Raw genomic sequence first — 24,311 nt, forward strand, 5'->3', positions numbered from 1 at the left:
AATCGAATAAATGAGTATGAATACATACGCGGATAAAACACACAAGAAAAGAAGCGGGTCGGCTGCGAATGAAGCTTTTCAGAAGGATCAAAGTAAAGGGCCTGTTTTTCAGTTTAGAGACAATCGCCCGGAGGCCATAACTCTGCGAAGGCTGCAAGGAGTTATAAATAATAGTCTCCCCGTTAAGCAAATGAAAACCTATCATACAATGGCCGGTAACAGCCCACAAGTAAAACGGCCGGCGGCCGGCAACGAAATAGTTGAGAGTTATTCGTTGGGCAACGAAGGCAGACAACAGAATGTTTTACAAGACGATCGGTCCACCTCATTTTATCCCTCTAATGATCCACTACAATTGAAAGCTGCCGTAAAATCACTAAATGTTGAATGGGATAAACCCGGCAGGCCGGGTTTTGATATTACAACGTATGCGGAGTTCTACGACAATGGTGGATATACTGCCACCGATGCTGATGTGCGGCAGTATACAACAGGTAGGCACACCGAATGGAAAATGAGCGATGATAGAACAGAATGGGTAGAAGTCGACAGCTCTACAAATGCCGGAACATTGGAAGACTGGTCGCGGGAAGAAGCGCCCAACTCTTACCAGGACAATCAAGCGATCATTATCGATCGCTCCGGTTTTGATGATGGTGATATACCCGAGGGACACTTTCTCAGTTGGGAAATCACGGCCAGGCAGTCTGTTCATGATCGCTCTGAAGGTAACGCGGAAATTGCCTATATAGAAGCCCAGACAGGAACGATTTATGGAACAATACCGCTCGAGGAAGACGTTATAAAAGCCCCTGCAAAGAAAAAAGGAGTAGTGACGAGGCAGCCTTTACTCGGGATGGGACTCGAAAATGAATGGATGAAAGACGAGGATGATGCCACTACGCAGACGAAAGCAACCGGTGAAGGCCCCGTTCAGATGCGTTAATCAATAGCTGTCAGTGCTATTCCTTTCAGATCCATTTCACCTGATGGCTGGGGGCCTCCTTGAAGCAGCCGGATGGTACCGATGCTTCCGCTGGTGTAAATGATGTATACCTGGTCGCCCTTGTCCAGGTGTGTGCCGTCGGGTAAATCGGTTGCCGCCTTGACGATATACGCGTGGCCTTTTGGAGCGGGTAGCACGAGCGGAGCACGCTGCTGACCTCTCACAACCGGTGTATCTTCGTGCACGGTCGGTTTTTTTGCTTCTGTCACGAGTTTATTCCAACGGTCACCGGGAATGAGATTATAAGTTATTGATTCCCCCGGCTTATTGTTGATGATATCGTTCACGTGAGCATTGCCTACTTTCCAGAGGGCCGTTACGCCGGCCTGCTCCGCCTGGACCGCAGCTTTGTGCATGACCATGGATCTTGCCGCACTGGTATCTTCTCCCCGCTTTTCAGTGTCATAGACGATGTCTTTGTTAAAGACTTCCGGCATGGTGGTTTTGAGACCGGCGACCAGAAGGTCGATCTTTGTAATTTGCTCCTGGAGTTTGCCCCACGTAGTAGGATACGCATTCCAGTCGGAAGATTTAAGATCGCTGGCGTTTGTTTGTTGTTCAAGCTTGGTTACCAGGCTGTTGACACCTATTGCCTGTTTGTTGTCACGTAATTCGTGCATCAGCTTTGTCAACGCGTCAATCCGTTGATGGGTTCTTGGTCCTATGCCGTAGTCACTTCCTCCGTCAAGGTACTCGGATATATCGGTAGTAAGCGTTTTATTTGAAACAAGCCATTCCACTATTTTATCTTTAATGTCTTTTATAATTCCCGTGATGTCTTCCGTGATCCCAATCTGATCTTCCTGTGTTGGCTCCGCAGTGCTCAGCGATGAGAGGACCCCTCCATGGAACTCTGTCAATTCATTGCCGCGAAGTTGAAGGGGTCTCTTTCTTCCATCCAACTCGTAAACGTGCAGGTCGCTGAGAAGCGGGGTGTCACCCGTGATATTGATTTTATTTTCATCTGATCCTATTGTGATATTAAATGCGTCTTCCGCGTAATATGGCTTTTGTGCCATGTTCGCCATTGTCATCACCTTTTTATCAGAAACCTCCAGTTCAGATTCGCGGTGATCTGTTTCTCCGGCCATGTTGAATTTCGTGGGGGCCAGCTTGTCGTTGACCGCCCGTTGAATGGGGTGCTCAGATGTGTTTTCTGCCGACTGAAATGGAACTGTCGGTTTTGCCTGCATGCGATCGGTCGTGACCTGTATATACCTGCTTTGCGCCGTTTGCGAACTGGTAGCGATGTTCCGTAACTTTTTCCAGGCAACAGTCTCAGGCCGGTTATCGACAATTTCAAAAGCAGGCTTACCGTTGATTTTCATTTGAGCCATCTGCTGCGCTACTGACTTATTCTTATCCGTATGCGTATTATCAGTATAAGTGGTCATCTTTTTTTTCTTTTTTTTCTGTCAACGGTCAGTGCGTCGATAGTTGCTTTTTTATGATGAATCATCGTTTCTCCACTACATAGCGGTGTTCCGTGCCCTGCGGAAAACGAACCAGGTGTTGACTACTGATCATGGTGTCTTCACGGCCGTTATAAAGATTGGTATTGAAGTTTTTAAGAAAGCCGGGGGCGCTAAAGGAATAATCCGTATGATCTTCGCTTGACTTCGCCTCCATAACCTGTTGTATAAGATCGCAAATAGAATTTATCGTTGCTTCCCATTGCTGGATATACATTAATGGATCGGGTATTGGTAATTTTAGCCAGGCATCAGAGATGGCGGTGATGCGTTGTCCCTGAACGGTTACCCCGAGTCCTTCCAGTGTTTTTAAGTAGGGAGCCATGAGCGCGGGCAACTGTTGCTTCCACAAAGGGATCACAGCTTTTCTAAGCTGTCCGCGTGTCTTTGCCATGGAGAATTGTACAAGTTCATTTAAGAGCACTTGTTTAAGATCACCCTTAAACCAGCTCCCCGTGATGTCTTTCACTGAACTGTGCCAGCTTGCCATCGCTTTTACCTTTTTTACGGTGAGCGAATCTGTTTCCTGGACCTTGAGCACGGAAGGGTCCTGGTACTCCCAGGCTATTTCCTGTAGCATAAACTGGAAATTTTCACCGATGCTCGCTAAGGCACCGGTAACTGATTTTTCGCCGATGAGGGTGCAGATGGGGCCGGTGTTGTCAGGAGCTTCAGCGCCAAACGGATTTTTTATTTTTTCAGGCAGAGGTCTGGCAAGCGCGGAGAAAATGCGGGCGACACACTGCATATGACTTTGCCACATGTACGCCGCGCTGCCTGTATCCGGAGGCTGTTGGGCATGTTTACGTTTTGCCAAAAAGATCATTGCATTGATAGCGTTTACATCGGTATGCGGTCCTCCGAGGGCGTCATCCCAAAGGCCATGGCTTGTTAAGAACATTTTAGGAAACTCGGGGTCGCTGCTAAAAGACGCCAGGTCATTCCGGATCTTCTCATACAGATCAGATCTTGATTTTCCGTATTCGGCTATCGAAATGGCCTTATTGCGCTGTGTATGGGCGCCTGTGGGATCTTTTTGACTGGGGGATAACAGGGTGTCACCGATATCCTTGCGTAGGGTCTCACGCTTCGACTGCCCCACGGCCGCTTTAATATCAACGCCCTCGTCGACGTTATATTTGTTCACACCTGTCCTGATCTCTTGTTCGGGAACAGGTTCCAGTTCCATCGGATAGGTGGCATTTGCCTTCGCCACCCACTGGGCAATGGTCAAAGGAGTACTAACACTGGCTTTGGCAAACGATTCAAGGTCTGCCTGCGCTTCGGCTTCTTCTTCGGGAGCCATCCAAAGCGGAGGGGTGACAATTTCCACGGTGCTGCCGGAGTCTGTTTCCAGCTTAAAGGGCAGGTCGTTTATGCGCGATCTTTTCTTGCTGCGGGCTAACTCGATGTGTGTAAAATTTAATAGCGGATTCTGATGGTATCCGAATTCAACTTCAAGGCCTACGGTGTGCTCGGCATCCAGGTCGGGAGAGTGGTCGGGGCCTTTATTGATCGTGATTATCTCCGACAGGCTCCGATTCATTTCGTCAAGCGAGTCGACATCGATGGGGAACCCATCATATTCACCTTTGTTCATTGCTTTGACCAGATCTTGTATCGTTGATTTATCCCCACCGATCCGTTTTAACTGTTTATATATTGAAACGATCTCTTCCCTGGTCAGGTCTTCTGAATTGAAATCGCCATGGTAAGCCGAATGAATACGTCTGCGTTGCGCTACCGGTGAAGGGGGAATAGTATTTGTAGGTTGAAGGGGCTTTTGTGCCGGCATGCCTCCGTTTTCCGGTCCTTTATTACTACGGTATTGGCGGGCAGCATATTCACCGGATCTTTTTAGGAATTGGGTAAGATCGTTGGCCTGTGAACTATTGTTAGCTATTTTCTGCAGCCTTTCAATCTGAAGGGCTTCCGGTCGGTTATCCGCCAGGTGAAAAGCAGTCCCCTGATCTTGGTTTTTGCTTACCTGTTCTGTGTGTCGAATGTCCTGGGTGTCCCGGTTCTTGGCTGCGTACATTTTTTTACATTTATTTTGAGTTTCAGTGATCACCAGTAACTATGAACATACAAGTATAGCATACCAATTTAAACACAATGGAGGCATGAACATCAGGATATGAGGGGAATAATTCCGCTGCTGGATGAGATATCCGGAGAGTGATGTTTTTTTTGACCCCATTATGGGCGGTGCTTGGGAATGTTGGGTGATTTTTGGGATTGTTCTGGAAAAAGGTGACTACGGGGGCGTCGCCTTTTTGTTTATCCGGAGGTCTCTGCGCCCTTCCCCCCTTATGAACGAGCGAACTCGTAGCCACCGGCCCGTCCGTCGGCCGGCAAAAACAGCACCGGCTACAATCTTGACAGCAAATTCTACAATACTGACAGGCCGCTTTTGGGGTTCCCAGTAGTTTTGCAAACGTATTCGGTGAAAATCTGAAGCGTTTGATCGATCTACAGTAAACCCTATAATATGCACAATTCTACAGTCAATGTCCTTCATGAGTTAAGTCGGAGATGCCGCCAGCATTTGAGGTATGTAATACTGTTGCCGGTGTTTCTCGATTTTGCGCAATTGTCGGCCAGGCCAATGGCACTCCGTGTCTCCGGCGAGATCTCAGCCGGTATTTTACAGGATAAGATCGAGATCCAGGGCACTATAAGCTCTACAGACGGCGATGTGCTTCCTGGCGTGGCCATTCTTGTGAAAGGAACCACCGATAACGGAACGATCACCGATAATGATGGCCGGTTCAAGATAAAAGTGGAGCGTGACGCCGTGCTGGCGGTATCCTATGTGGGCTTTGCGAAACAGGAAGTGCGCGTAAACAACAGGGCGCAAATCGATATCGTTATGGAGCCCGACGTCAGCACGCTGGCGGAAGTTATGGTGGTAGGCTACGGCACGATCCAAAAGAGCGACTTTACCGGGGCCAGCAGCACCATACGCACGGACTATGCCAAGGATAACAAGGTGATATCCGTGTCCGAGGCTTTGCAGGGACGAATTGCCGGCGTTCAGATCATGAATAACACTGGTCAACCCGGCTCGGGGATGACCTTTAATATCCGCGGCATGACCTCCATTACCGGCAGCAGCCAACCTCTCATTGTTATTGACGGTCAGCCAATAGAGTCTGGCCTGGGCGCAACCAAGGCAGGTATAGGCATGGATGGGGGTACGGATATTCCACCCGCTGACCCGCTGGCAAGCCTCAATCCGGATGACATTGAATCCATCGAAATCTTGAAAGACGCTTCATCTACAGCCATCTATGGATCGAGGGGTGCCAATGGTGTGGTATTGATCACCACTCGGTCGGGCAAAGAGGGGAGAGACAAAATAACATATTCCAATCGTTTTGACGTGAGTTATTTGCCTAAACAGCTTCCCATGTTGAGTTCACGCGACTACATGAATTACAGGAATGAAGCCGCATTGAACGACGGTTTGGACTCTGTATATGTGGCCCGTCAGCTCGATTCGATCTCGCAAGTTACCAATGTCAACTGGCAGGACCAGATCTATCATGCCGCTGTATCGCAGCAGCATCAGCTCACGTTCTCCGGGAAAGACGACAAAAGCAGTTACTTTATTACGGCGAATTATTCCAGGAACAACGCCATCCTGAAGAACGCCGATTTTACACGATACGGGTTGCGCGTCAACCTGTCGCGAAACGTCACCAACAAACTTTCAATCGGTGTGCGGTCTTATCTCTCCCTTGCCGACAGAAACTTCGGGCAGGAGTCGAACTGGACAGGCATACTCGGCTCAAACGTGGTGTTGGGTGCATTATCGTTTAATCCTCTGCAGCAGCCCTACGACCCAAATGGCGATATCGACGAAACTTATGTCAACAACCCCGCGCTCATTACAAAACTGGTCAAAGACAGGACGCAGATGCGTACCATCATCGCCAACGTAGATGTGGTGTATAAGATCAATAAAAATCTGTCCTATACATTGAGAGGAGGAGTGAACGACCTGTATTCGTTGCGCGAAATTTATTACCCCACCGGAACATTCATTGGCGACAGCGCGCCGGGCGGGTCAGGCAGCCGCGCAGACAATGCAAACTCCAATGTTCTGGTGGACAACCTGCTGACGTATAACAAGGATTTTGCGCGCAAGCACCGTCTCAACGCGGTGGTGGTTTACTCGTATCAGAAATGGCAAAATAAATCGTCGAGCAACACCAGCCAGAACTTTCCTTCCAACGCCATGAGTTACTATAATTTACAAAGCGCCACCTCTCCCGGCCGGATGTATACAGGTACGAACAACAGGGCACTGTCGTCTTTGCTGGGGCGTGCGAGCTACTCCTATGACAACCGCTATACCGTCATGCTCACCGGTCGCTACGACGGCGCGTCACGCTTAGCCGAAGGAAATCAATGGCAGCTTTTCCCTTCCGTGGGTCTGGCATGGAATGTCTCCAACGAAAAATTCTTCCAGAACAATCTCAAATTCTTAAGCCTTGTCAAGCTCAGGGCAAGCTATGGATTGTCGGGTAATGAGAACGTGGCCATCGGTGCTACCCGGGCGAAGTATGGCATTAATTACAGTGTGATCGGCACGGATATCGTTCCCGGATATGTCGTGGAAGATTTCGCCAACCCCGATCTGATTTGGGAGAAAACTCAACAGTATAACGTAGGGACCGACCTGGGGCTGCTGGAAGACCGCCTGACGCTGTCGGTCGATCTTTACAAAAAGAGAACGACCGATCTGCTGATCAACCTGGGGCTGCCTGGATCCGCCAGCTACAGTAATTACTATACCAATCTCGGTGAGGTAACAAACCGGGGAATCGATATCGAGGCGGCGTTTGACGCGTATCATCGTGGAGAAGCCCATCTCACCCTGGGTGCCAATTTCTCCATGGTCAGGAACAAGGTAGTCGATATAGGATCCGCAGAGGTACTTTACGGGCGCGGATACTTTGCCGGCGGCGGCGTGCTGCTGAGTCAGCCGGTGCATGTGGCAAAACCCGGCCTGCCCATTTCCACCTTCTGGGGATACCAAACCGATGGTATCTATCAAAACCAGGAGCAGATCGATACAGATCCCGGTTTGGCCAATGATAACACCCGGTCGCTTGTGCGGCCCGGCGACGTGAAGTGGGTAGATCAAAACGGTGATGGACAGATCAATGATTCAGACAAGACCGCTATCGGCAACCCGAGTCCGGACTTCAGTTTCGGTTTCAATGCCAACTTTACCTACAAAAGATTTTCGCTTGGCGTGAGCCTCTTTGGTAGCTACGGCAATGAGCTGATCAACCTTACACGGTGGGTAGTGGGCATCAACAACACCACGGCAAATTACAACCTGTTGCAAAGCGCGTGGAATGGCCGGTGGCACGGTGAGGGCACCAGCAATGAGCTGCCCAGGGCCACCACAAACCCTACCCGGTTGAACCAGCGCGTGCCTGACTGGCTCGTGGAAGATGCGTCGTTTCTCCGGCTGCAGAATGTGAGCTTCGGTTATATCTTTCATCTCCCCCAGGGCGTCATGGTGCGGTCTGTGCGTACATTCATATCAGGTACCAACCTGTTTACCTGGACCGGGTATTCCGGCTATGATCCAAACGTAAACGCATTTGGCAACCTGCCCCTGAACAGCGGTGTTGATTTGGGCACGCTGCCCCAGGCGAGGACCTTTTCTGCCGGCATCGAAGTCGATTTTTAAATTATTAAACAATCTGCGAAATGAACATATTCAAATATCTCTCTGCGTTACTGCCGATACTCGTTTTGATGGGTATACTGTATTCGTGCAGTATCAATGAATCATTGATGGATACGCCCACGCCGGAGCTTATTACGAATGAAGATGACCTGGAGGCTGTTATCCATGGTGCTTACGCCAGGTTTAACGATGCCGCTGCTTTTAAATTTCAAGGCATGATGATGCTTATGCTCATGGCTGACGACCTGTACTCGGATGCCGGGTCGGAATTTGGCCCATTTGCCAATCGCTCGTTGAGCGGTGTGAATACAGCCACTTTTTGGAATCAGTTCTATTTCTCCATCGCCTCTGCCAACGCGTTGCTCAAAATCGTTGACGACCTTGACCTGGATCCCGCTGTAGAAAAGCGGGCGGCTGGCGAAGCATATTTCCTAAGGGCTTTTTCTTACTATTACCTCGTCAGGCTCTATGGCCCTGTACCGTTGCGCCTGGATGCTGTGGATATCAACAGCAACTTCTATTTGCCGAGAAGTCCTCTCGACGAGGTGTATGCCCAGATTTTCGATGATCTGAAAAAAGCATCAGCAAGGCTGCCGTTATATTCGGCCATACCTGCGGGCGAACTGGGTCGCGCATCCAAAGGCGCCGCCCAGGCTCTGCTCGCACACGCTTTACTGACCTATGGCAACCAGCTTTCTCTGAAAGGAGGGAATCCCGATGAGCGCTACACACAGGCCGTGGTGTATGCCGACTCGGTCATCAATAGCAACGAATATATATTGATCAACAGTTTTGCCGACTTGTTCAACCTTGATAAGGAAGCGGATGCTTATGACGAAGTGATCTTCGGCATCCGGTTTCAGGTCGATAATCAGTCACGTGCACAGCCTTCCGCAGGATCTGAATTCGCCCTGCGTTTTATGGCCCCCGTTACTGCCGGAGTAACAGGCAGAGCTAATGGAACGGGTGCAGGCAGTATCCGCCCGATGCCGTGGGTGGCCGACTTCTACCGCACAGGCGACTACGTAACCGGGACAGACGCGGGAAGAGTCCTCGATTTTCGTAATGAAGTTTCTTTCTACCCAAAAGGCGTGAGTACCACAGGCAGCACCGTGATCATGTATCCGGATATTGCCGGCGCCGGGCAGACCAGGGTGCCAAGCGCGCTCGTAGGAAAATACATCGATCCCAATGGCAAGGATGAAAGAAATAACGGCAACGACTTTTTCGTGATCCGCCTGGCGGAAATATACCTGATCAAGGCAGAGGCCTTGAATGAATTGAACGGCCCGACACTAACCGCCGTCGATGCATTCAACATGGTGAGGGCCAGGGCGAGAAAGGCCAATGGAACACCCCGCGCGGTGCCCGCAGACATTCCGGCAAGCCACACATTTACGAAGGCGCAGTTTCGTATGAAGATTTTTGAAGAACGCGGATTGGAATTTATCGGCGAAGGTCAAAGGTGGTTTGACCTGGTACGCATGCAGCATCCCTCCGATCCCACCAAAACCATGTATGAATATCAGTTCCTGGAAGAATTGCCGAAGGCGAAATACCCGAAAGTACTTCCCGTATGGCAGGCAGCACAAAATAAGTGGAGCAATTCTTTTGCAGTCTACGCCAAGTCTTTGAATGTAATAGTTCCTAAGTTCTTGCTGTTTCCTGTGCCCACCACCGAGCTGCTTCAAAACCCGAGTATTGGAATGGAAAATCAGAATGCCGGATGGTAAGATTACTCAGACTTTTAGCAGTTTTCGTCCTTGTATTTACTTTTGACCAGGTGGTCGCCCAGTTCAGGGCGCTACCTGACAAAAGGCCAAACATCGTGCTGATCATGGCCGATGACCTGGGCTATTCCGACATCGGCTGCTACGGCGGCGAGATCGAGACCCCCAATCTTGACCGGCTGGCCAGAAGGGGGTTGCGCTTCAATCGCTTCTACAATGCCTCGCGGTGCTGTCCTACACGCGCAGCGTTATTGACGGGGTTGTACAACCACCAGGCTGGGGTAGGCATTATGACAACAGACCAGCAGGCGCCCGGCTACCGCGGATTTCTCACAGAGAATACCGTAACGATTGCCGAAGTGTTAAGAGATGCCGGTTATCATACAGGCATGGTGGGTAAGTGGCATGTTTCCAACACCGTTGAACAATCGACAAAAGAGGAGCACCTTCGCTGGCAGGCCCACCAGGTGAGCTACCCGGTGTTTTCTCCCGTAAACCAGTATCCGTCAGGACGAGGATTTGAGAAATTCTACGGGAACATTTGGGGGGTCGTCAACTATTTCGATCCTTTCGCATTGGTGAACGGCACCGAGCCTGTTCCGGCGGTTCCTAAAAACTTCTATTATACCGACGCCGTCAGCGATAGCGCCTCCGCCTACGTGCGGCAGTTCAGTAAAGCATCCAATCCATTCTTTCTGTATGTAGCTTATACAGCTCCGCATTGGCCGCTGCATGCACTGCCGGAAGATATTAAAAAATACAAGGAGACTTATCGTGCCGGGTGGGATGTGATCAGGCAAAAGCGGTATGATAAAATGATGAAGAGAGGCTTGTTCGGTGGCACGAAGAATATCTTATCACCGCGATGGAATGGGAAAAGAACGTGGGACGAGAATCCGGACAAGGAGTGGGACATTCAGGCCATGGCGGTGAAAGCGGCGATGATCGACCGGATGGATCAGGGTATCGGCAGGATCATCCGTGCGCTCGAGCAATCCGGTGAATTGGAGAATACCCTTATTCTTTTTTTAAGCGACAACGGTGCGAGTTCAGACGATGCACAGAAATATGGGCCCGGGTTTGACCGGCCCGGACAGACGCGCACGGGCGCAGAAATAATCTATCCCGTTGACAAAAAGATGATGCCCGGCCCTGAAACGACATTTGCCTCTGCGGATAACATGTGGAGTAACGTGTCCAACACGCCTTTCAGGTATTGGAAGACAGAACCCTATGAAGGGGGTATCTGCACACCCCTCATTGCGCACTGGCCGGCCGGAATAACGGCACGCCGCGGAAGTGTAACGGACCAGGTGGGGCACGTCATCGACTTCATGGCCACGTTCCTTGAACTGGCGCATCAAGCTTACCCCACGGAATTCAATGGGCGCAGCATCTCGCCCACACCGGGCCGCAGCCTTGTGCCGGTGCTCAAGGGGAACCGGAGACAGGCACATGACTACCTTTTCTTTGAACATCTCGGCAGGAAGGCCGTGATCCACGGCAGATGGAAACTGTTGGCCGTAAATCAAAAGCCCTGGGAACTATATGATTTGCAGCGTGACCGCACAGAGATCGAGAACGTGGCGGCGCAGCATCCTGACCTGGTAAAAGAACTCTCCGCGCAGTGGCAGACGTGGGCCGTTCAGAACAAGGTACTTCCCAAACCGGCATCTGTAAAACGATAACAACATGAAAAGAACTTCTATTTTATACTTATTCTCCATGCTGATGGCCTCGCTGGTGTTGCCAGGCGTGGTCGGTAAGCTTCAGGCACAACCACAATCACAAAAGCCCAACGTGCTGCTTATTGTTGTTGACGACATGAATTGCTGGAGTCTTTTAGAGGACTATCCCGTGCTGAAAGTACCGGCTTTCCGGAAGCTGAAGTCGGAAGCTTATTACTTCCGCAATGCCTCTTGTGCAGCGCCGGTCTGTGTTCCTTCCCGCGCGGCGTTCTTCAGTGGCAAATATCCGCACCACTCCGGTGTCTATCGCAATGGGCCGGACGTGTGGACACGGTCCACCTTGCTGGCGGGCGTCGAGGCATTGCCGGAGCTTTTCAAACGGAGTGGCTATACCACGTGGGGCGGCGGCAAGACCTTCCACGTGCCATTGGGCGAACGGGAGAAACAGATGTTCGACAACAAGGTCTTTCATGGCGGGTATGGGCCATTTGCCACGGGAAAGGGGCACTGGTACGATGTCAAGCCCTGGGAGGGGCCTGATACCGATTTTACAGACGTGGTCAATGCAGATGCAGCCACCGCGTTTCTGGCCCAACAGCATGATAAGCCTTTCTTCATGTATTATGGCCTCTATCGCCCGCATTCACCCTACACGGCGCCCAAGAGATTTTATGACCTGTATGAAGGCGTGAATTTTCCTGAGCCGCCCGGGTATCTCAAAAACGATCTCGACGATGTTCCTGAAATGGGTCAGGAATTATCAGACGGCCTGAACCGGGTCATGAAAAATGGATTGTCACGCGCGGACAACATGCAGACCTATCTCAAGGCATATTGTGCCAACACCTCTTTCGCCGATTGGAATGTGGGACGCGTGCTGGAAGCCCTCGATAAAAGCGTCTATGCTAAGAACACACTCGTGATTTTAGTGTCTGACAACGGTTTTCACAACGGCACTAAAGATCACTGGACCAAGCAGACCCTTTGGGAACAGGCAGATAATATTCCTTTCCTGGTGAGGATGCCGGGAGGCAAAGCGAGCATCTGCCCGCAAACGGTAGGCCTGATCGACATCTATCCCACACTGGTAGACTACTGTGGCTTAAACCGGCCTCGGCAGACACTCGATGGCAAAAGCTTTGTGCCGGTGCTGAAAGACCCTGCCTTCACATGGGAGCGCCCCGGGTTGACTACGTTTGGAGAGAACTATACTTCCCTGCGGAACGAACGCTACAGGTACATCATTTATCCGGATGGCTCGAAGGAATTGTATGATCATACCAACGACCCGTATGAGCATACCAACCTGGCAGGTCGGGCGGCCATGAAACCGGTCATGGAAGAACTGTCCCGTTCAATACCCACGCGTTTTGAAAAGTCAGTGCTGGCGGAAAATGAAGACCTCGTCACTCCGCGCAAAACGGTTCCTGCTACAAGTAAAAAGAAAAAACGAAAACAAATGCAATCGAATTAAACGCCATCGGAAAAAAAGTGTCTATGAGAGCTATGTATAGATTTTCTACACTCGTCGTCTTTTTACTGTTCGCGAGCTCGATCGCCGAAGCGCAGACCGTCCGTCCAAACATCATCATCATTCTCGCTGACGATCTCGGCTGGGGTGATGTTGGATATCACGGCAGCACCATCCATACCCCCAATATAGACCACCTGGCGAAAGAGGGTGTGGAGTTGAATCGTTTCTATGTGGCCGCGGTCTGTTCACCCACGCGCGCAGGGTTGCTCACCGGACGTTACCCCGACCGGTTTGGCCTGCGGACCACGGTCATTCCACCATGGTCTGATTTTGGCGTAGACACCCGCGAGACCTTTCTTCCGCAGGTGCTGGCACGTGCAGGTTATAAAAACCGGGCGATCCTTGGAAAATGGCACCTTGGTCACGCGGCACGGAAATACCATCCGCTCAACCGGGGATTCACACACTTCTATGGTCACCTTAACGGTGCGATAAATTATTTTACGCATGAAAGGGAAGGTGAGCTCGATTGGCATAATGACTTTGCTGTAAGCCATGACAAGGGCTACTCTACGGACCTGCTTACCGACGAAGCGATCAGGAATATCAAAGCTTACAGGAAAGATTCTCCTTTCTTTCTATATGTGGCCTACAACGCGCCGCATGGTCCGCTGCAGGCTAAGAAAAAAGATATGGTTCCTTACGGTTATGACAGCACCAAACCTGCGTTTGGTAATAAGAACAGCGCCGAGGTGGAAAGTAGGGAGGGACGCGGCAATACGCAGCAGCAGACCTATGCGGCCATGGTCACCAACATGGACCATAACATCGGCAGGATACTCAGCACCCTCAAGGAGCTCGGCATGGAAGACAACACCCTGGTGCTTTTTCACAGCGACAACGGCGCTGCGCCAGGCATCCGGGGATCGGGCAGCGGCGAATTAAAGGGTACTAAGTTCACGGAGTGGGAGGGGGGGGTGCGTGCGCCCGCCATCATCCGGTGGCCCCAAGGTTTCCGGGGGCATAGGGTCATCAACCAGGTGATGGGTTATGTAGACGTTATGCCTACGTTGATGGAGATTGCCGGCATCCGTGATACGCCTTCAAGGCCGCTTGATGGCATGAGCATGATGCCGGTGCTCACCGAAAAAAGACAAACCGTAGACCGGGTGCTTTACCTCGGCTCGGGAGCGATCGTCAGTAACGAATGGAAACTGATTGTTGCTTCGGATAAAAATCCCAACATGCGGCTCACCGAGGACCACCTGTTCAACATAGCCGGTGATCCCTCGGAAAAGCACAATGTAGCCGGGGAGAATCCCGAGGTTTATACCGGCCTGAAGGCACGGCTGGCGGAATACGACGCCATACGGTCGGACGTAACGGTACCGCCGTATGGCGCAGGGAGGGCCGGCTTCCAGGCGCCCAAAGATTGGGTCATTAAAGAGTGATCTGTAAAACGTTTTTTGATGATATGAAAAGCATTGGAATTTTTATTGCGGTATGTCTTTTTCCTTTGTCGGTTGCCGCGCAGCAAAGGCCCAACATCGTGCTGATCCTGGCCGATGACATGGGCTATTCTGATTTGAGCAGCTATGGCGGCGAAGTGAGCACGCCCCATCTGGACAAGCTTGCCTCGGGCGGTATCAGATACAAGCAGTTCTACAACGCGGCACGCTGCTGCCCTACACGGGCTTCGCTCATGACGGGGGTCTACCCGCACCAGGCCGGGATGGGATGGATGGCCGCCGCTGATCTCGGCACACCACCATACCAGGGTAATTTGAACAACCACTGTGTGACGATAGCAGAAGTATTAAAGAGCGCAGGGTACGGTACATATATGGCCGGCAAGTGGCATCTCACCAACGAAAGGAAAATTGACGGTATGGTCACGGATAGCTGGCCGAAGCAACGTGGCTTCGATCGGTATTTTGGAATTATCCCCGGCGGCTCCAATTACTTCACACCGGTAATTTATAGCAACAATGATCGGTATCCTGCTCCGGCCGGTTTTTACCTCACCAATGCTATCAGCGATACGACCGTACATTATATCGATCGTCACTTTGCTCAGCGCAAGAACACCCCGATGTTCATGTATGTGGCCTACACCGCGCCGCACTGGCCGCTTCACGCCCTGCAGAAGGAAATCGACAAGTATAAAAAACGGTACCTCGCAGGATGGGACAAGATCAGACAGGAGCGGTTTGAAAGACAAATGAAGCTGGGTGTCATTCCGAAGGGAACGCTGCTCTCCCCACGAGATCAGCAGGTAGAATCCTGGGAGTCGCTTTCTGAAGAAAAACGAAATGAAATGGCGATGCGTATGGCCATCTATGCGGCGCAGATCGATATCATGGACCAGGGCATAGGCCGCATCGTGGCCAAGCTGAAGGAAAAAGAACAACTTGACAATACCCTGATCCTTTTCCTGAGTGACAACGGCGCCTGTGCTGAATTTATCAGCAGCGGTCAAAGCAAGGTCGTGAACGGAAAAGAAGACACCTTCGAAAGCTATCGTATGCCCTGGGCCAACGTGGGCAGCACGCCGTTCAGGGAATACAAACACTATACGCACGAGGGTGGCATCGCCACACCGCTCATAGCACACTGGCCGGCCGGCATCGAGCGTGAATTCAACAACACTTTTGTGAAAGAGTATGGCCACGTGAGCGACATCATGGCCACCTGTGTGGATGTAGCGGGAGCCACATATCCCGCCCGGTACAAAGGAAATGCCATCACGCCCCTGGAAGGAAAAAGCCTGGTGCCGCATTTTACGGGGCATTCCAATAACCGCGGGGTTGTTTACTGGGAGCATGAGGCAAACATCGCCATGCGCGATGGAAAATGGAAGCTGGTAGCCAGCACCCCGGAAGACAAAGGATTTTCAAAGGAGTCGCTGGAATTGTTCGACATGGAGGCCGATCCATCGGAAATGAAAAACCTCGCTTCAAAATATCCTGACCGCGTTAACGCGATGTATGACAACTGGCTTACGTGGGCGAACAAGATCGGCGCCTTCCCCCTGGACACCCGCGGTTATGGCAAACGCATGGAGGTATACAGAAGAACGGTGAATGGATCCTTTGATGACAACCTGGGAGGCTGGAACATAAAACAGAACAACACCGCCGAAGGCATGGTTATGTTAGACACCACCGGCCAGCTCACCGGCAGGAATGCAGCAAAAGTCACCATGCTCAAGCCGGGAGATAAATCCAACGGCCTGGTGATGATCTGGAATGTAAAGCTCGGGCAGGGGCAGACCTACCAGGTGAAATTTCGTTCAAAGGCAACCAGAAGTACCACGTTCATCATGCGGATGGAAATGCAGAATAGCAAAGGGGAGAAGTTGGTGGACGAGGAGATCACGACATCAAACCATGCCATCAGCAGCGCTTCCAGGGATTTCGAAATTCCGAAGAATGGCGCCTACCAGATAGCCTTTTACTTTGGCAAGCTCCGCACGGGTGACGTGGTATGGATCGATGACGTGGAGCTTGTGCCTGTGACAAAGTAAACAGCCGTGCCATATCCAACACCAATGTCCAATACCTAATCTCGTAATCGTAAAATGAAGTCATACTGATATGAAAAAATGCTTATCACTAATTGTTGTTGTGTGGGTTTCTTCTGCCATGATGCAGGCACCCACCCTTGGCCAGGGGCTGAATCCGGTGGGAATGAAAACGGCCTGGGGAGAGAAGATTACGCCTGAGAATGCCTGGCGCCAGTACCCCAGACCGCAGATGGTGCGGGAAAGCTGGAAGAACCTCAATGGATTGTGGGACTACGCTATTCTGCCGAAAGAATCGGTGGCGCCTAAAACATTTGATGGAAAAATACTGGTGCCGTTCTGTGCCGAGTCCAGTTTATCCGGTGTGGGTAAAATGGTGAAGCCAGATCAGAACCTGTGGTATAACACCACGTTCGACGTGCCGGCAGACTGGAAGGGAAAGAATGTATTACTGCATTTCGATGCGGTAGACTGGCAGACCACCGTGTGGCTGAATGGCAAAAAGGTAGGTCTGCACAAAGGTGGTAGTGATCCCTTTACATTCGATATCACGCCTTTTCTGAAGAAGGGTACACAGGAGCTTGTGCTTTCCGTTTGGGATCCTACCGACACCGGCACGCAAAGCCGCGGCAAACAGGTGCTGGAACCCAAGGGCATCTGGTATACACCGGTAACCGGCATCTGGCAGACGGTGTGGCTCGAGCCTGTGGCGAAAACACACATTGCCTCCATCATACCTGTGCCGGATGTTGACAAGGGTACCGTTACGATCAACAGCGTGCTGCGCGGTGCTACCGGCAAAGAGAATCTCGTGGTGAAGGTCTTGAAAGATAATAAGGTCGTGGCCGAGAGAACAGGCAGCGCCGGCAAGCCCCTGGAGGTGTCCGTGCCGGGAGCCGACCTGTGGACGCCTTATCACCCTTCGCTCTACCAGTTGGAGGTCACGCTCACGGGCGCAAACGCCACGCTCGACAACGTGAAGTCATACTTTGCCATGCGCAAGATCTCCCTGGCAAAAGATGCCTTCGGTTTTCAAAGGCTTATGCTGAACAACGAGATATTGTTTCAATACGGCACGCTGGATCAAGGATGGTGGCCTGACGGATTGCTCACGCCGCCCTCTGACGCCGCCATGCGTTATGACATGGATGTGCTGAAAGACATGGGCTTCAATATGCTGCGCAAGCACATCAAGGTCGAACCTTCACGTTATTACTACTATGCAGACTCCCTGGGGCTCCTGGTATGGCAGGATATGGCGAGCGGTTTCAATACCGCCGAGCGTGAGGTCCAGCATGTCAAAGCACAGTCCGTAGAAGACTGGAAGCGGCCCAGGGAATCTGCCCAGCAGTTTGAGCAGGAGTGGAGATCGATCATGGATCACCTGCGCTTCTTTCCGTCTATTGTAGTGTGGGTGGTGTTCAATGAAGGCTGGGGTCAATATGAAACGAAACGCGTGGTGGAATGGACGCAGCAGTATGATGCCACGCGCATTGTTGATGGTGTGAGTGGCTGGGCGGACCGCGGTGCCGGCCATCTCAACGATGCCCATCAATACCCTGGGCCGGCCATGGAGCCGGCGGAGCTCAATCCGGGTCGCGCCATTGTGCTGGGCGAATTCGGTGGGCTCGGCTTGCCTGTGGAAGACCACATCTGGAATCCGCAAATGCGCAACTGGGGGTACCGCACCTACCAAAGCAGGGAACAGCTGATCACGGAATATGCCACACTTATGCATAACCTCTTCCCCATGATCCACCGCGGGCTGGCGGCGGCCGTATACACGCAAACTACCGACGTGGAAGGCGAGGTGAACGGCCTGATGACCTATGACCGGAAAGTGGTGAAGATCGATCCCGCCTTGCTGCGCATGCTGCACAAATCGCTCTTTACCGCTCCGTCTAAACCGCTGACCATCGTGCGCGATTCTGAAGTAACACCCCAGCCCCTGCGCATCTCCGCCAATGAAACGTTCACGGCCTCATCTGCGCCGTTCAAAGAGTCGAGCTTTACCAGCGTGCAGGCACCGGTGGCTGTGGCCAAAGGCGATAACCGCCAGGCTACGGTATCTTTTCAGCTGACCGAGATCCCCGCCAACTTACAGCTGCGTATCCTCGCCCACGGCGACGCCAAAGTTTATCTGAATGGAAAATTGGTGTTGAATAAATTTATCCAAACCAAACGCCACTATGACGAGGTAAGTCTCGGCGAGTATTGTGGATACCTGCGCAAAGGTAAAAACCAGCTTGTGGTGGAATTGAGCAAAGTGGCCAGCAACTCGCAGTTTGATTTTGGTTTATATACTTTCTAAATCCGCCCAGGAGTTCACGTTCAACGATCAGATTTAAAAATCCGATGACAGTCCATAAACACTTTCTGCTGCTTACTGCCGCCTTGCTGGCAGCCTTTGCCCTGGTACCCACGCATGCCGCCAGGGCACAAGGCGAGCAGGCCCCAAAGCCCGGCCAGCCAAACGTCGTGATCTTTATCGGCGATGACCTGGGTGTGGAAGATATTGCGCCCTATGGCAATAAGGTGGTGAGAACACCCTACCTTGATCAATTCACGAAAGAATCACTGCTCTTTACACGCGCTTTTGCCGGCTCGCCTACGTGTGGCCCTTCACGCAGCACCATGCTCACAGGGCTCTTTCCTTTCCGGCATGGCGCCCACGGCAATCACACCGGGGTGAAGCCGGAAACCCGGTCGCTGGTTCACTACCTCCAGCCGTTGGGTTACCGGGTGGCCATTGCCGGCAAGCTGCACGTGGGGCCGCAATCGGTTTTTTCGTTTGAGCACGTCTCGCACTCCAATGTGATCGAACCCGGGTTTGAAGGCAGGCCCGGACTACATTATGACCTGAACATGGGGCCGGTTGACCAATGGCTGGCACAACAGTCCAAAGATCAGCCTTTCCTGCTCATCGTGGCAGACCACAGCCCGCATGTGGTGTGGCCGGAGAAGTCCACCTATGCTCCCGGAGGAATCGATATTCCTTCCGTTCATGTCGATACGGATAAAACGCGGCAGGCGCGCGCTCGGTATTATGAAGACATCACTAAAATGGATGGGAATTTTGGCAAACTGCTGGAAAGCCTGGACAAGCACAACCTGGCAGCCAGCACCATGGTAGTGTTCACGGCTGACCAGGGCCCGCAATGGCCTTTTGCCAAGTGGAGTCTTTATGACGACGGCATCCGCGTGCCGATGATGGTACGTTGGTTCACGCAGGTAAGCCAGGGCGGCCGCACGGGCGCACTCGTCTCGCAGGCAGACTTGCTTCCTACTTTCGTGGAGATGGCCGGAGGCACCGCGCCGGATGCGATAGACGGACAAAGCTTCCTGAAGGTGCTGAAAGGAGAAACCGACAGGCATCGTGAAGTGGTATTTGCGTCGCATACCGGCGACAAGCTGATGAACCGCTCTCCATCGCGTATGCTGCGAACGGATCGTTACAAATACATTCTCAACCTGGCGCCTGAAAATGTCTATCACACGCACATGGACAAAGCCAAGGATCATAATGGTGGCCGCGAATACTGGAGCTCGTGGGTGGAGAAAGCGGAGAGCGATAAACACGCCGCCGCCGTGCTGCAGCGCTACCACCATCATCCTGCGGAAGAGCTCTATGACGTTGAAGCCGATCCCGATGAAGTTCACAACCTGGCTGCCGATCCAAAGTACGCAAAGATGTTAGCGGATTACCGGGGTAAGGTGGCCGCCTGGCGCAAGCAGCAGGGCGACTTTGAAACCGGCCCTGAAGAACTGAAACCCGAAGCAGAACCTGTCAAAGGCAAAAAACCGGTGGCCCCGTATGTTTTCCTTGACTAATAATCCACGATCTATGAAAGCAAAGAAACTGAACCGTATTGTTGATCTTGTCCTGCTGCTAACGCTGTTCATCAGTACCGTGGCATCGCACGCGCAACCAAAGAATAAGAAAGCAGACGCTACCGGTAAACCCAATGTGGTCATTATCATGGCAGACGATCTGGCCAGCAGTGAGCTGAGCTGCTATGGGGGCACGAACATCACCACTCCACACATCGATGCGCTGGCCAGGCAGGGGCTGAGGTTCAGGCAGATTTATGCCTCCACATCCATGTGCACGCCCACCAGGGCTTCGCTTTTCACCGGGCTATATCCTGCCCGGCACGGCTCTTTTCAAAATCATAAAGCCGTATTCGATAACCTGAAAAGCATTGGTCACTATCTCGGCGACCTGGGCTACAAGGTAGCCCTCACGGGAAAAAATCATAGCACCCGGCCGCGTTCCGTTTTCCCCTTCGAGATCATTGGCGGCTTCCAGAAAAATTGCGTTTCAAAAACCGCCGACTATACAATAGACAGTCTTACGAGTTTTGTCAGCAGTAGCAAAGAACCCTTTTGTCTCTTTGTCATGAGTATCAACCCTCACGCACCGTGGACCGTTGGCAACCCGGGGGAATTCAATGCCGATAAACTCGTGCTCCCACCCGATTGGGTCGATACCCGCGAAACACGCCGGCAGTTCACCAAATACCTGGCAGAAGTCATGCAGCTGGACAATGAGGTAGGCGCGGTCATGAACATGCTGCGCGCTACAGGGAAAGATAAAAACACCCTGGTGATCTTTTTGGGAGAGCAGGGGCCGCAATTTCTGGGCGGCAAATGGACCTGCTGGGACCATGGGCAGAAAAGTTCCATGATAGCCTGGTATCCCGGAAAAATACAGGCGCCCCGCGAAACGGATGCCATCGTGCAGTATGAAGACATCACGCCTACGCTAGTGGACTTTGCGGGCGGTAAACCCATAGAGGGCCTGGACGGCACCAGCTTTCTGGCCGTGATAGAAGGCAAGACTGAGAAACACCGGCAGTATGCATATGGCATTCACAACAACATTCCCGAAGGCCCCGCCTATCCCATGAGGAGCATCCGCGATGACCGCTACAAGCTCATACTCAACCTCACGCCCGAAGCACACTATAAGATCAAGTATACCATGGCCGGTAAAAATACCATGCTGTGGGATTCGTGGCTGGAGAAAGCACAGACTTCAGAAGAAGCAAAGTTTATCACACGGCGCCTCACCACCAGGCCCCCGGTGGAATTTTACGACATCAGTACCGATCCTTGGGAATTGAAAAACCTTGCTGCCGATCCGGCCCATGCAGCGCGGATCAAAACGTTGACCGACGAACTGCGCCGGTGGATGAACCAACAGGGCGATGAAGGCGCCCCCATGGATAAGGTATATAGTAAAGCCGGGCATTGACAAAAGAACCCGCTACGATAGTGACGACCGTGGTTCGGAAAAAAATATAATTATGGAATCCTTTTTTACGATCAGTTCATTTGCCATCAACCGTGTGCTCGCGGTTCTGCTGATAGCGGGGTATGGCAGTTACGCACAAGCTATTGCTCAGCCTGCTCCGTCAAAGACCGAAAATAACCTGCTGCTGGCAGACCCGCACATCTTTTTTCATGACGGCCTTTATTATCTGTATGGCACGAGGTCGCCTGATGGATTCGAAGTATTCACATCGCGCGACCTGCAAAACTGGGAAGGCCCCGCAGGGCGGAAGGACGGTTTCGCTTTAAAAAGGGGCGACGCTTTCGGCACGTCACGTTTTTGGGCGCCGCAGGTAGTTTTTCATGGTGGTAAGTTCTATATGGCCTACACCGCCAATACGCAGATCGCCATTGCCACTGGCAGTAGTCCGCTGGGGCCGTTTACCCAAAGCACACCGGCCGCCTTGCCCGCGCAGGTTAAAGAGATCGACCCGTTTATTTTTATGGACGATGACGGAAAGAAGTATCTATACTACGTGCGGGTGACCGATGGCGGCAACCGCATATTCGTGGCAGAGATGACCGATGATCTCCTGGCGATCAAACCCCAGACACTTACAGAGTGTATCCGTGCAACAGCACCCTGGGAAAATACGGCCGGCGACAAATGGACCGTGACGGAAGGCCCCACTGTGTTAAAACACGAAAGACTCTACTATCTCCTCTACAGCGCCAATGATTTTAAAAACCCCAACTATGCCGTGGGGTATGCCACAAGCAAAAGCCCGTTCGGCCCCTGGGAGAAATACAACGGCAACCCGATCCTGAGTAAGAATACCGCAGGGGTGAATGGAACAGGCCATGGAGATGTAGTGCCTGACGGCCAGGGCGGAATGTTCTACGTGTTCCATACACATAGCTCCAGCACAGCCGTGGGCCCCAGAAGGACTGCGCTCGCCAGGATGACCTTTACCCACGATGCGGCCGGCCCGGATCGGCTCGAGATCGATGGCGCAAATTTCCGTTTCCTGGAAAAGAAGCAAGCCGTTCAGCAGCAGCCGGCGGGCAAGGCATCACGACCGAATGTAATTTTTATCCTGGCCGATGACCTGGGTTACTCCGAGCTGGGGTGTTATGGCAATACGTTCAACGAAACGCCCCACCTCGACAAGCTTGCTGCACAGGGCGTGCGGTTTACCAATGCCTATGCATCAGCTCCCGTTTGCTCGCCCTACCGCGCGGCGCTTATGACGGGCCAGTATCCCGCCCGTGTAGGCATAACCGATTACCTGAGGCCCAACGCGGCCGATCACCTCGATACCGCGTATGTCACCCTCGCGGAGATGTTTCTGAAGAACGGCTATCAAACCGGCATCGTCGGCAAATGGCACCTCTCCGGATACCGTAACCATCGGGCACCCGAAGAGACGTTACCCGACAAGCATGGTTTTGCCGAAGTCATGATCAGTGAGAACAGGGGTATTGCTGACGGCACTTACTTCCATCCCTACCACTTCAACCGCGAAATAGAAAAGAAGCTGCCCGGCGCGTACGAGTTCCTCACGGATCGTGAGAACGTTGAAGCGGTGGAATTTATTGAGCGGAACAAAGAAAAGCCCTTCTTCCTTTTTTTAAGCCATTATGCGGTCCATACCCAGGTGCACGGCAAGCCCGAGCTTGTAGCCCACTTCAGGAAGAAAGCCGGTGCAGGAACCAGCGCCCCCGGTAAAAACAACAGCGAGAATGATCCGTATAAAAAATTCCCTGCTGACTACCGGGCTGAAAAAAACAATCCGCACCTGGCCGCGCAGTTGTATTCCATAGACGAAGGCGTGGGCATGATCATGGCCCAATTGCAAAGCCTGGGCCTGGCAGAAAACACGATCGTCATCTTCACCAGCGACAATGGGGGGGAGGTGAATGTCACATCGAATGCACCCCTGCGTGGTGGCAAAAGTATGTTATACGAAGGCGGCGTGCGCGAGCCGCTCATTGTGTGGAACCCAACACGGTTCGCGCAAGGTAGCGTGGTGCATGAGCCCATCGTTAATTTCGATTTCTATCCCACATTGCTGGAAGGGACGGGCGCCAAACACCGTGGCCAGAAGCTTGACGGCATATCCCTCGCCTCAGTTTTGAGAGCCCCGGGCGGTTCTTTGCCGGCACGCAGCTTCTATTGGCACTACCCGCTGGTGGAGCCCCACTTCCTGGGCGGAAGGTCAGCCGGCAGTATTCGCAAGGGCGACTGGAAACTGATAGAGTTCTTCGATAAAAACGAAGTGCAGCTCTTTAATCTCAAGAACGACCCGGGTGAACAACGCGACCTGTCAAAAGCACAGGCTGCTAAAGTAACCGAGCTGAAGCAAGAACTGGCAGCCTGGAGAACTTCCGTGGGGGCGAAGATCAAGATCAATTAATTAACGCCCGGCCG

General features: G+C 52.1%; 13 protein-coding genes. 11 read left to right on the forward strand and 2 right to left on the reverse strand.

Annotation, left to right across the window (positions count from 1 at the left end; genetic code table 11):
- Positions 1–16 precede the first annotated feature (16 nt).
- Positions 17–946 (forward strand): hypothetical protein, encoded by a 930-nt coding sequence (locus tag KK078_RS18150; RefSeq protein ID WP_254091724.1) that lies wholly within the window; start codon positions 17–19, stop codon positions 944–946.
- Here KK078_RS18150 and KK078_RS18155 read toward each other — a convergent pair.
- Together KK078_RS18155 and KK078_RS18160 are read right to left on the reverse strand one after the other, a co-directional pair.
- Positions 943–2,400 (reverse strand): hypothetical protein, encoded by a 1,458-nt coding sequence (locus KK078_RS18155; RefSeq protein ID WP_254091725.1) that lies wholly within the window; start codon positions 2,398–2,400, stop codon positions 943–945. The genes KK078_RS18150 and KK078_RS18155 overlap by 4 nt on opposite strands.
- 61 nt (positions 2,401–2,461) lie before the next feature.
- On the reverse strand, positions 2,462–4,516 hold the full coding sequence (locus KK078_RS18160) for a hypothetical protein (RefSeq protein ID WP_254091726.1): 2,055 nt from the start codon (positions 4,514–4,516) through the stop codon (positions 2,462–2,464).
- Positions 4,517–5,086: 570 nt separating this feature from the next.
- On the opposite strand from KK078_RS18160, the gene KK078_RS18165 reads away from it, so the two are divergent.
- From KK078_RS18165 to KK078_RS18210, 10 genes are all read left to right on the forward strand, one after another.
- Complete coding sequence (locus tag KK078_RS18165) at positions 5,087–8,191, forward strand: SusC/RagA family TonB-linked outer membrane protein (RefSeq protein ID WP_254091727.1); 3,105 nt, start codon at positions 5,087–5,089, stop codon at positions 8,189–8,191.
- A 20-nt stretch (positions 8,192–8,211) separates the two neighbouring features.
- Positions 8,212–9,924: a RagB/SusD family nutrient uptake outer membrane protein gene (locus KK078_RS18170; RefSeq protein ID WP_254091728.1), complete on the forward strand. Its 1,713-nt coding sequence runs from the start codon at positions 8,212–8,214 to the stop codon at positions 9,922–9,924.
- Entirely contained in the window at positions 9,918–11,609 is a 1,692-nt protein-coding gene (locus tag KK078_RS18175; protein WP_262898722.1) for an arylsulfatase, read from the forward strand. Before KK078_RS18170 ends, KK078_RS18175 begins: the two co-directional genes overlap by 7 nt.
- A 4-nt stretch (positions 11,610–11,613) precedes the next feature.
- Positions 11,614–13,083 (forward strand): sulfatase, encoded by a 1,470-nt coding sequence (locus tag KK078_RS18180; protein ID WP_254091730.1) that lies wholly within the window; start codon positions 11,614–11,616, stop codon positions 13,081–13,083.
- A gap of 32 nt (positions 13,084–13,115) precedes the next feature.
- On the forward strand, positions 13,116–14,534 hold the full coding sequence (locus KK078_RS18185; RefSeq protein ID WP_254091731.1) for an arylsulfatase B: 1,419 nt from the start codon (positions 13,116–13,118) through the stop codon (positions 14,532–14,534).
- A 23-nt stretch (positions 14,535–14,557) separates the two neighbouring features.
- Entirely contained in the window at positions 14,558–16,609 is a 2,052-nt protein-coding gene (locus tag KK078_RS18190; RefSeq protein ID WP_254091732.1) for an arylsulfatase, read from the forward strand.
- Positions 16,610–16,679: 70 nt separating this feature from the next.
- The gene (locus KK078_RS18195; RefSeq protein WP_254091733.1) at positions 16,680–18,917 is read left to right on the forward strand and encodes a glycoside hydrolase family 2 protein; all 2,238 of its coding nucleotides are present in this window, start codon (positions 16,680–16,682) and stop codon (positions 18,915–18,917) included.
- 44 nt (positions 18,918–18,961) lie between these two features.
- On the forward strand, positions 18,962–20,437 hold the full coding sequence (locus KK078_RS18200) for a sulfatase family protein (RefSeq protein ID WP_254091734.1): 1,476 nt from the start codon (positions 18,962–18,964) through the stop codon (positions 20,435–20,437).
- Positions 20,438–20,450: 13 nt separating this feature from the next.
- Positions 20,451–21,863: a sulfatase family protein gene (locus KK078_RS18205; protein ID WP_254091735.1), complete on the forward strand. Its 1,413-nt coding sequence runs from the start codon at positions 20,451–20,453 to the stop codon at positions 21,861–21,863.
- Between the two features lie 52 nt (positions 21,864–21,915).
- The gene (locus KK078_RS18210; RefSeq protein WP_254091736.1) at positions 21,916–24,297 is read left to right on the forward strand and encodes a sulfatase-like hydrolase/transferase; all 2,382 of its coding nucleotides are present in this window, start codon (positions 21,916–21,918) and stop codon (positions 24,295–24,297) included.
- Positions 24,298–24,311: the final 14 nt, after the last annotated feature.

It is taken from the genome of Dawidia soli (genome assembly GCF_018598185.1).
Taxonomy (GTDB): domain Bacteria; phylum Bacteroidota; class Bacteroidia; order Cytophagales; family Cyclobacteriaceae; genus Ohtaekwangia; species Ohtaekwangia soli.

Excerpts from the sequence above, each read along its gene's own strand:
- KK078_RS18190 (WP_254091732.1), top strand. The coding sequence starts at position 14,558 with ATGAAAAGCATTGGAATTTTTATTGCGGTATGTCTTTTTCCTTTGTCG.
- KK078_RS18195 (WP_254091733.1), top strand. The coding sequence starts at position 16,680 with ATGAAAAAATGCTTATCACTAATTGTTGTTGTGTGGGTTTCTTCTGCC.
- KK078_RS18205 (WP_254091735.1), top strand. The coding sequence starts at position 20,451 with ATGAAAGCAAAGAAACTGAACCGTATTGTTGATCTTGTCCTGCTGCTA.
- KK078_RS18150 (WP_254091724.1), top strand. The coding sequence starts at position 17 with ATGAATACATACGCGGATAAAACACACAAGAAAAGAAGCGGGTCGGCT.
- KK078_RS18180 (WP_254091730.1), top strand. The coding sequence starts at position 11,614 with ATGAAAAGAACTTCTATTTTATACTTATTCTCCATGCTGATGGCCTCG.
- KK078_RS18170 (WP_254091728.1), top strand. The coding sequence starts at position 8,212 with ATGAACATATTCAAATATCTCTCTGCGTTACTGCCGATACTCGTTTTG.
- KK078_RS18155 (WP_254091725.1), bottom strand. The coding sequence starts at position 2,400 with ATGACCACTTATACTGATAATACGCATACGGATAAGAATAAGTCAGTA.
- KK078_RS18210 (WP_254091736.1), top strand. The coding sequence starts at position 21,916 with ATGGAATCCTTTTTTACGATCAGTTCATTTGCCATCAACCGTGTGCTC.
- KK078_RS18185 (WP_254091731.1), top strand. The coding sequence starts at position 13,116 with ATGTATAGATTTTCTACACTCGTCGTCTTTTTACTGTTCGCGAGCTCG.
- KK078_RS18160 (WP_254091726.1), bottom strand. The coding sequence starts at position 4,516 with ATGTACGCAGCCAAGAACCGGGACACCCAGGACATTCGACACACAGAA.
- KK078_RS18165 (WP_254091727.1), top strand. The coding sequence starts at position 5,087 with ATGGCACTCCGTGTCTCCGGCGAGATCTCAGCCGGTATTTTACAGGAT.
- KK078_RS18200 (WP_254091734.1), top strand. The coding sequence starts at position 18,962 with ATGACAGTCCATAAACACTTTCTGCTGCTTACTGCCGCCTTGCTGGCA.
- KK078_RS18175 (WP_262898722.1), top strand. The coding sequence starts at position 9,918 with ATGGTAAGATTACTCAGACTTTTAGCAGTTTTCGTCCTTGTATTTACT.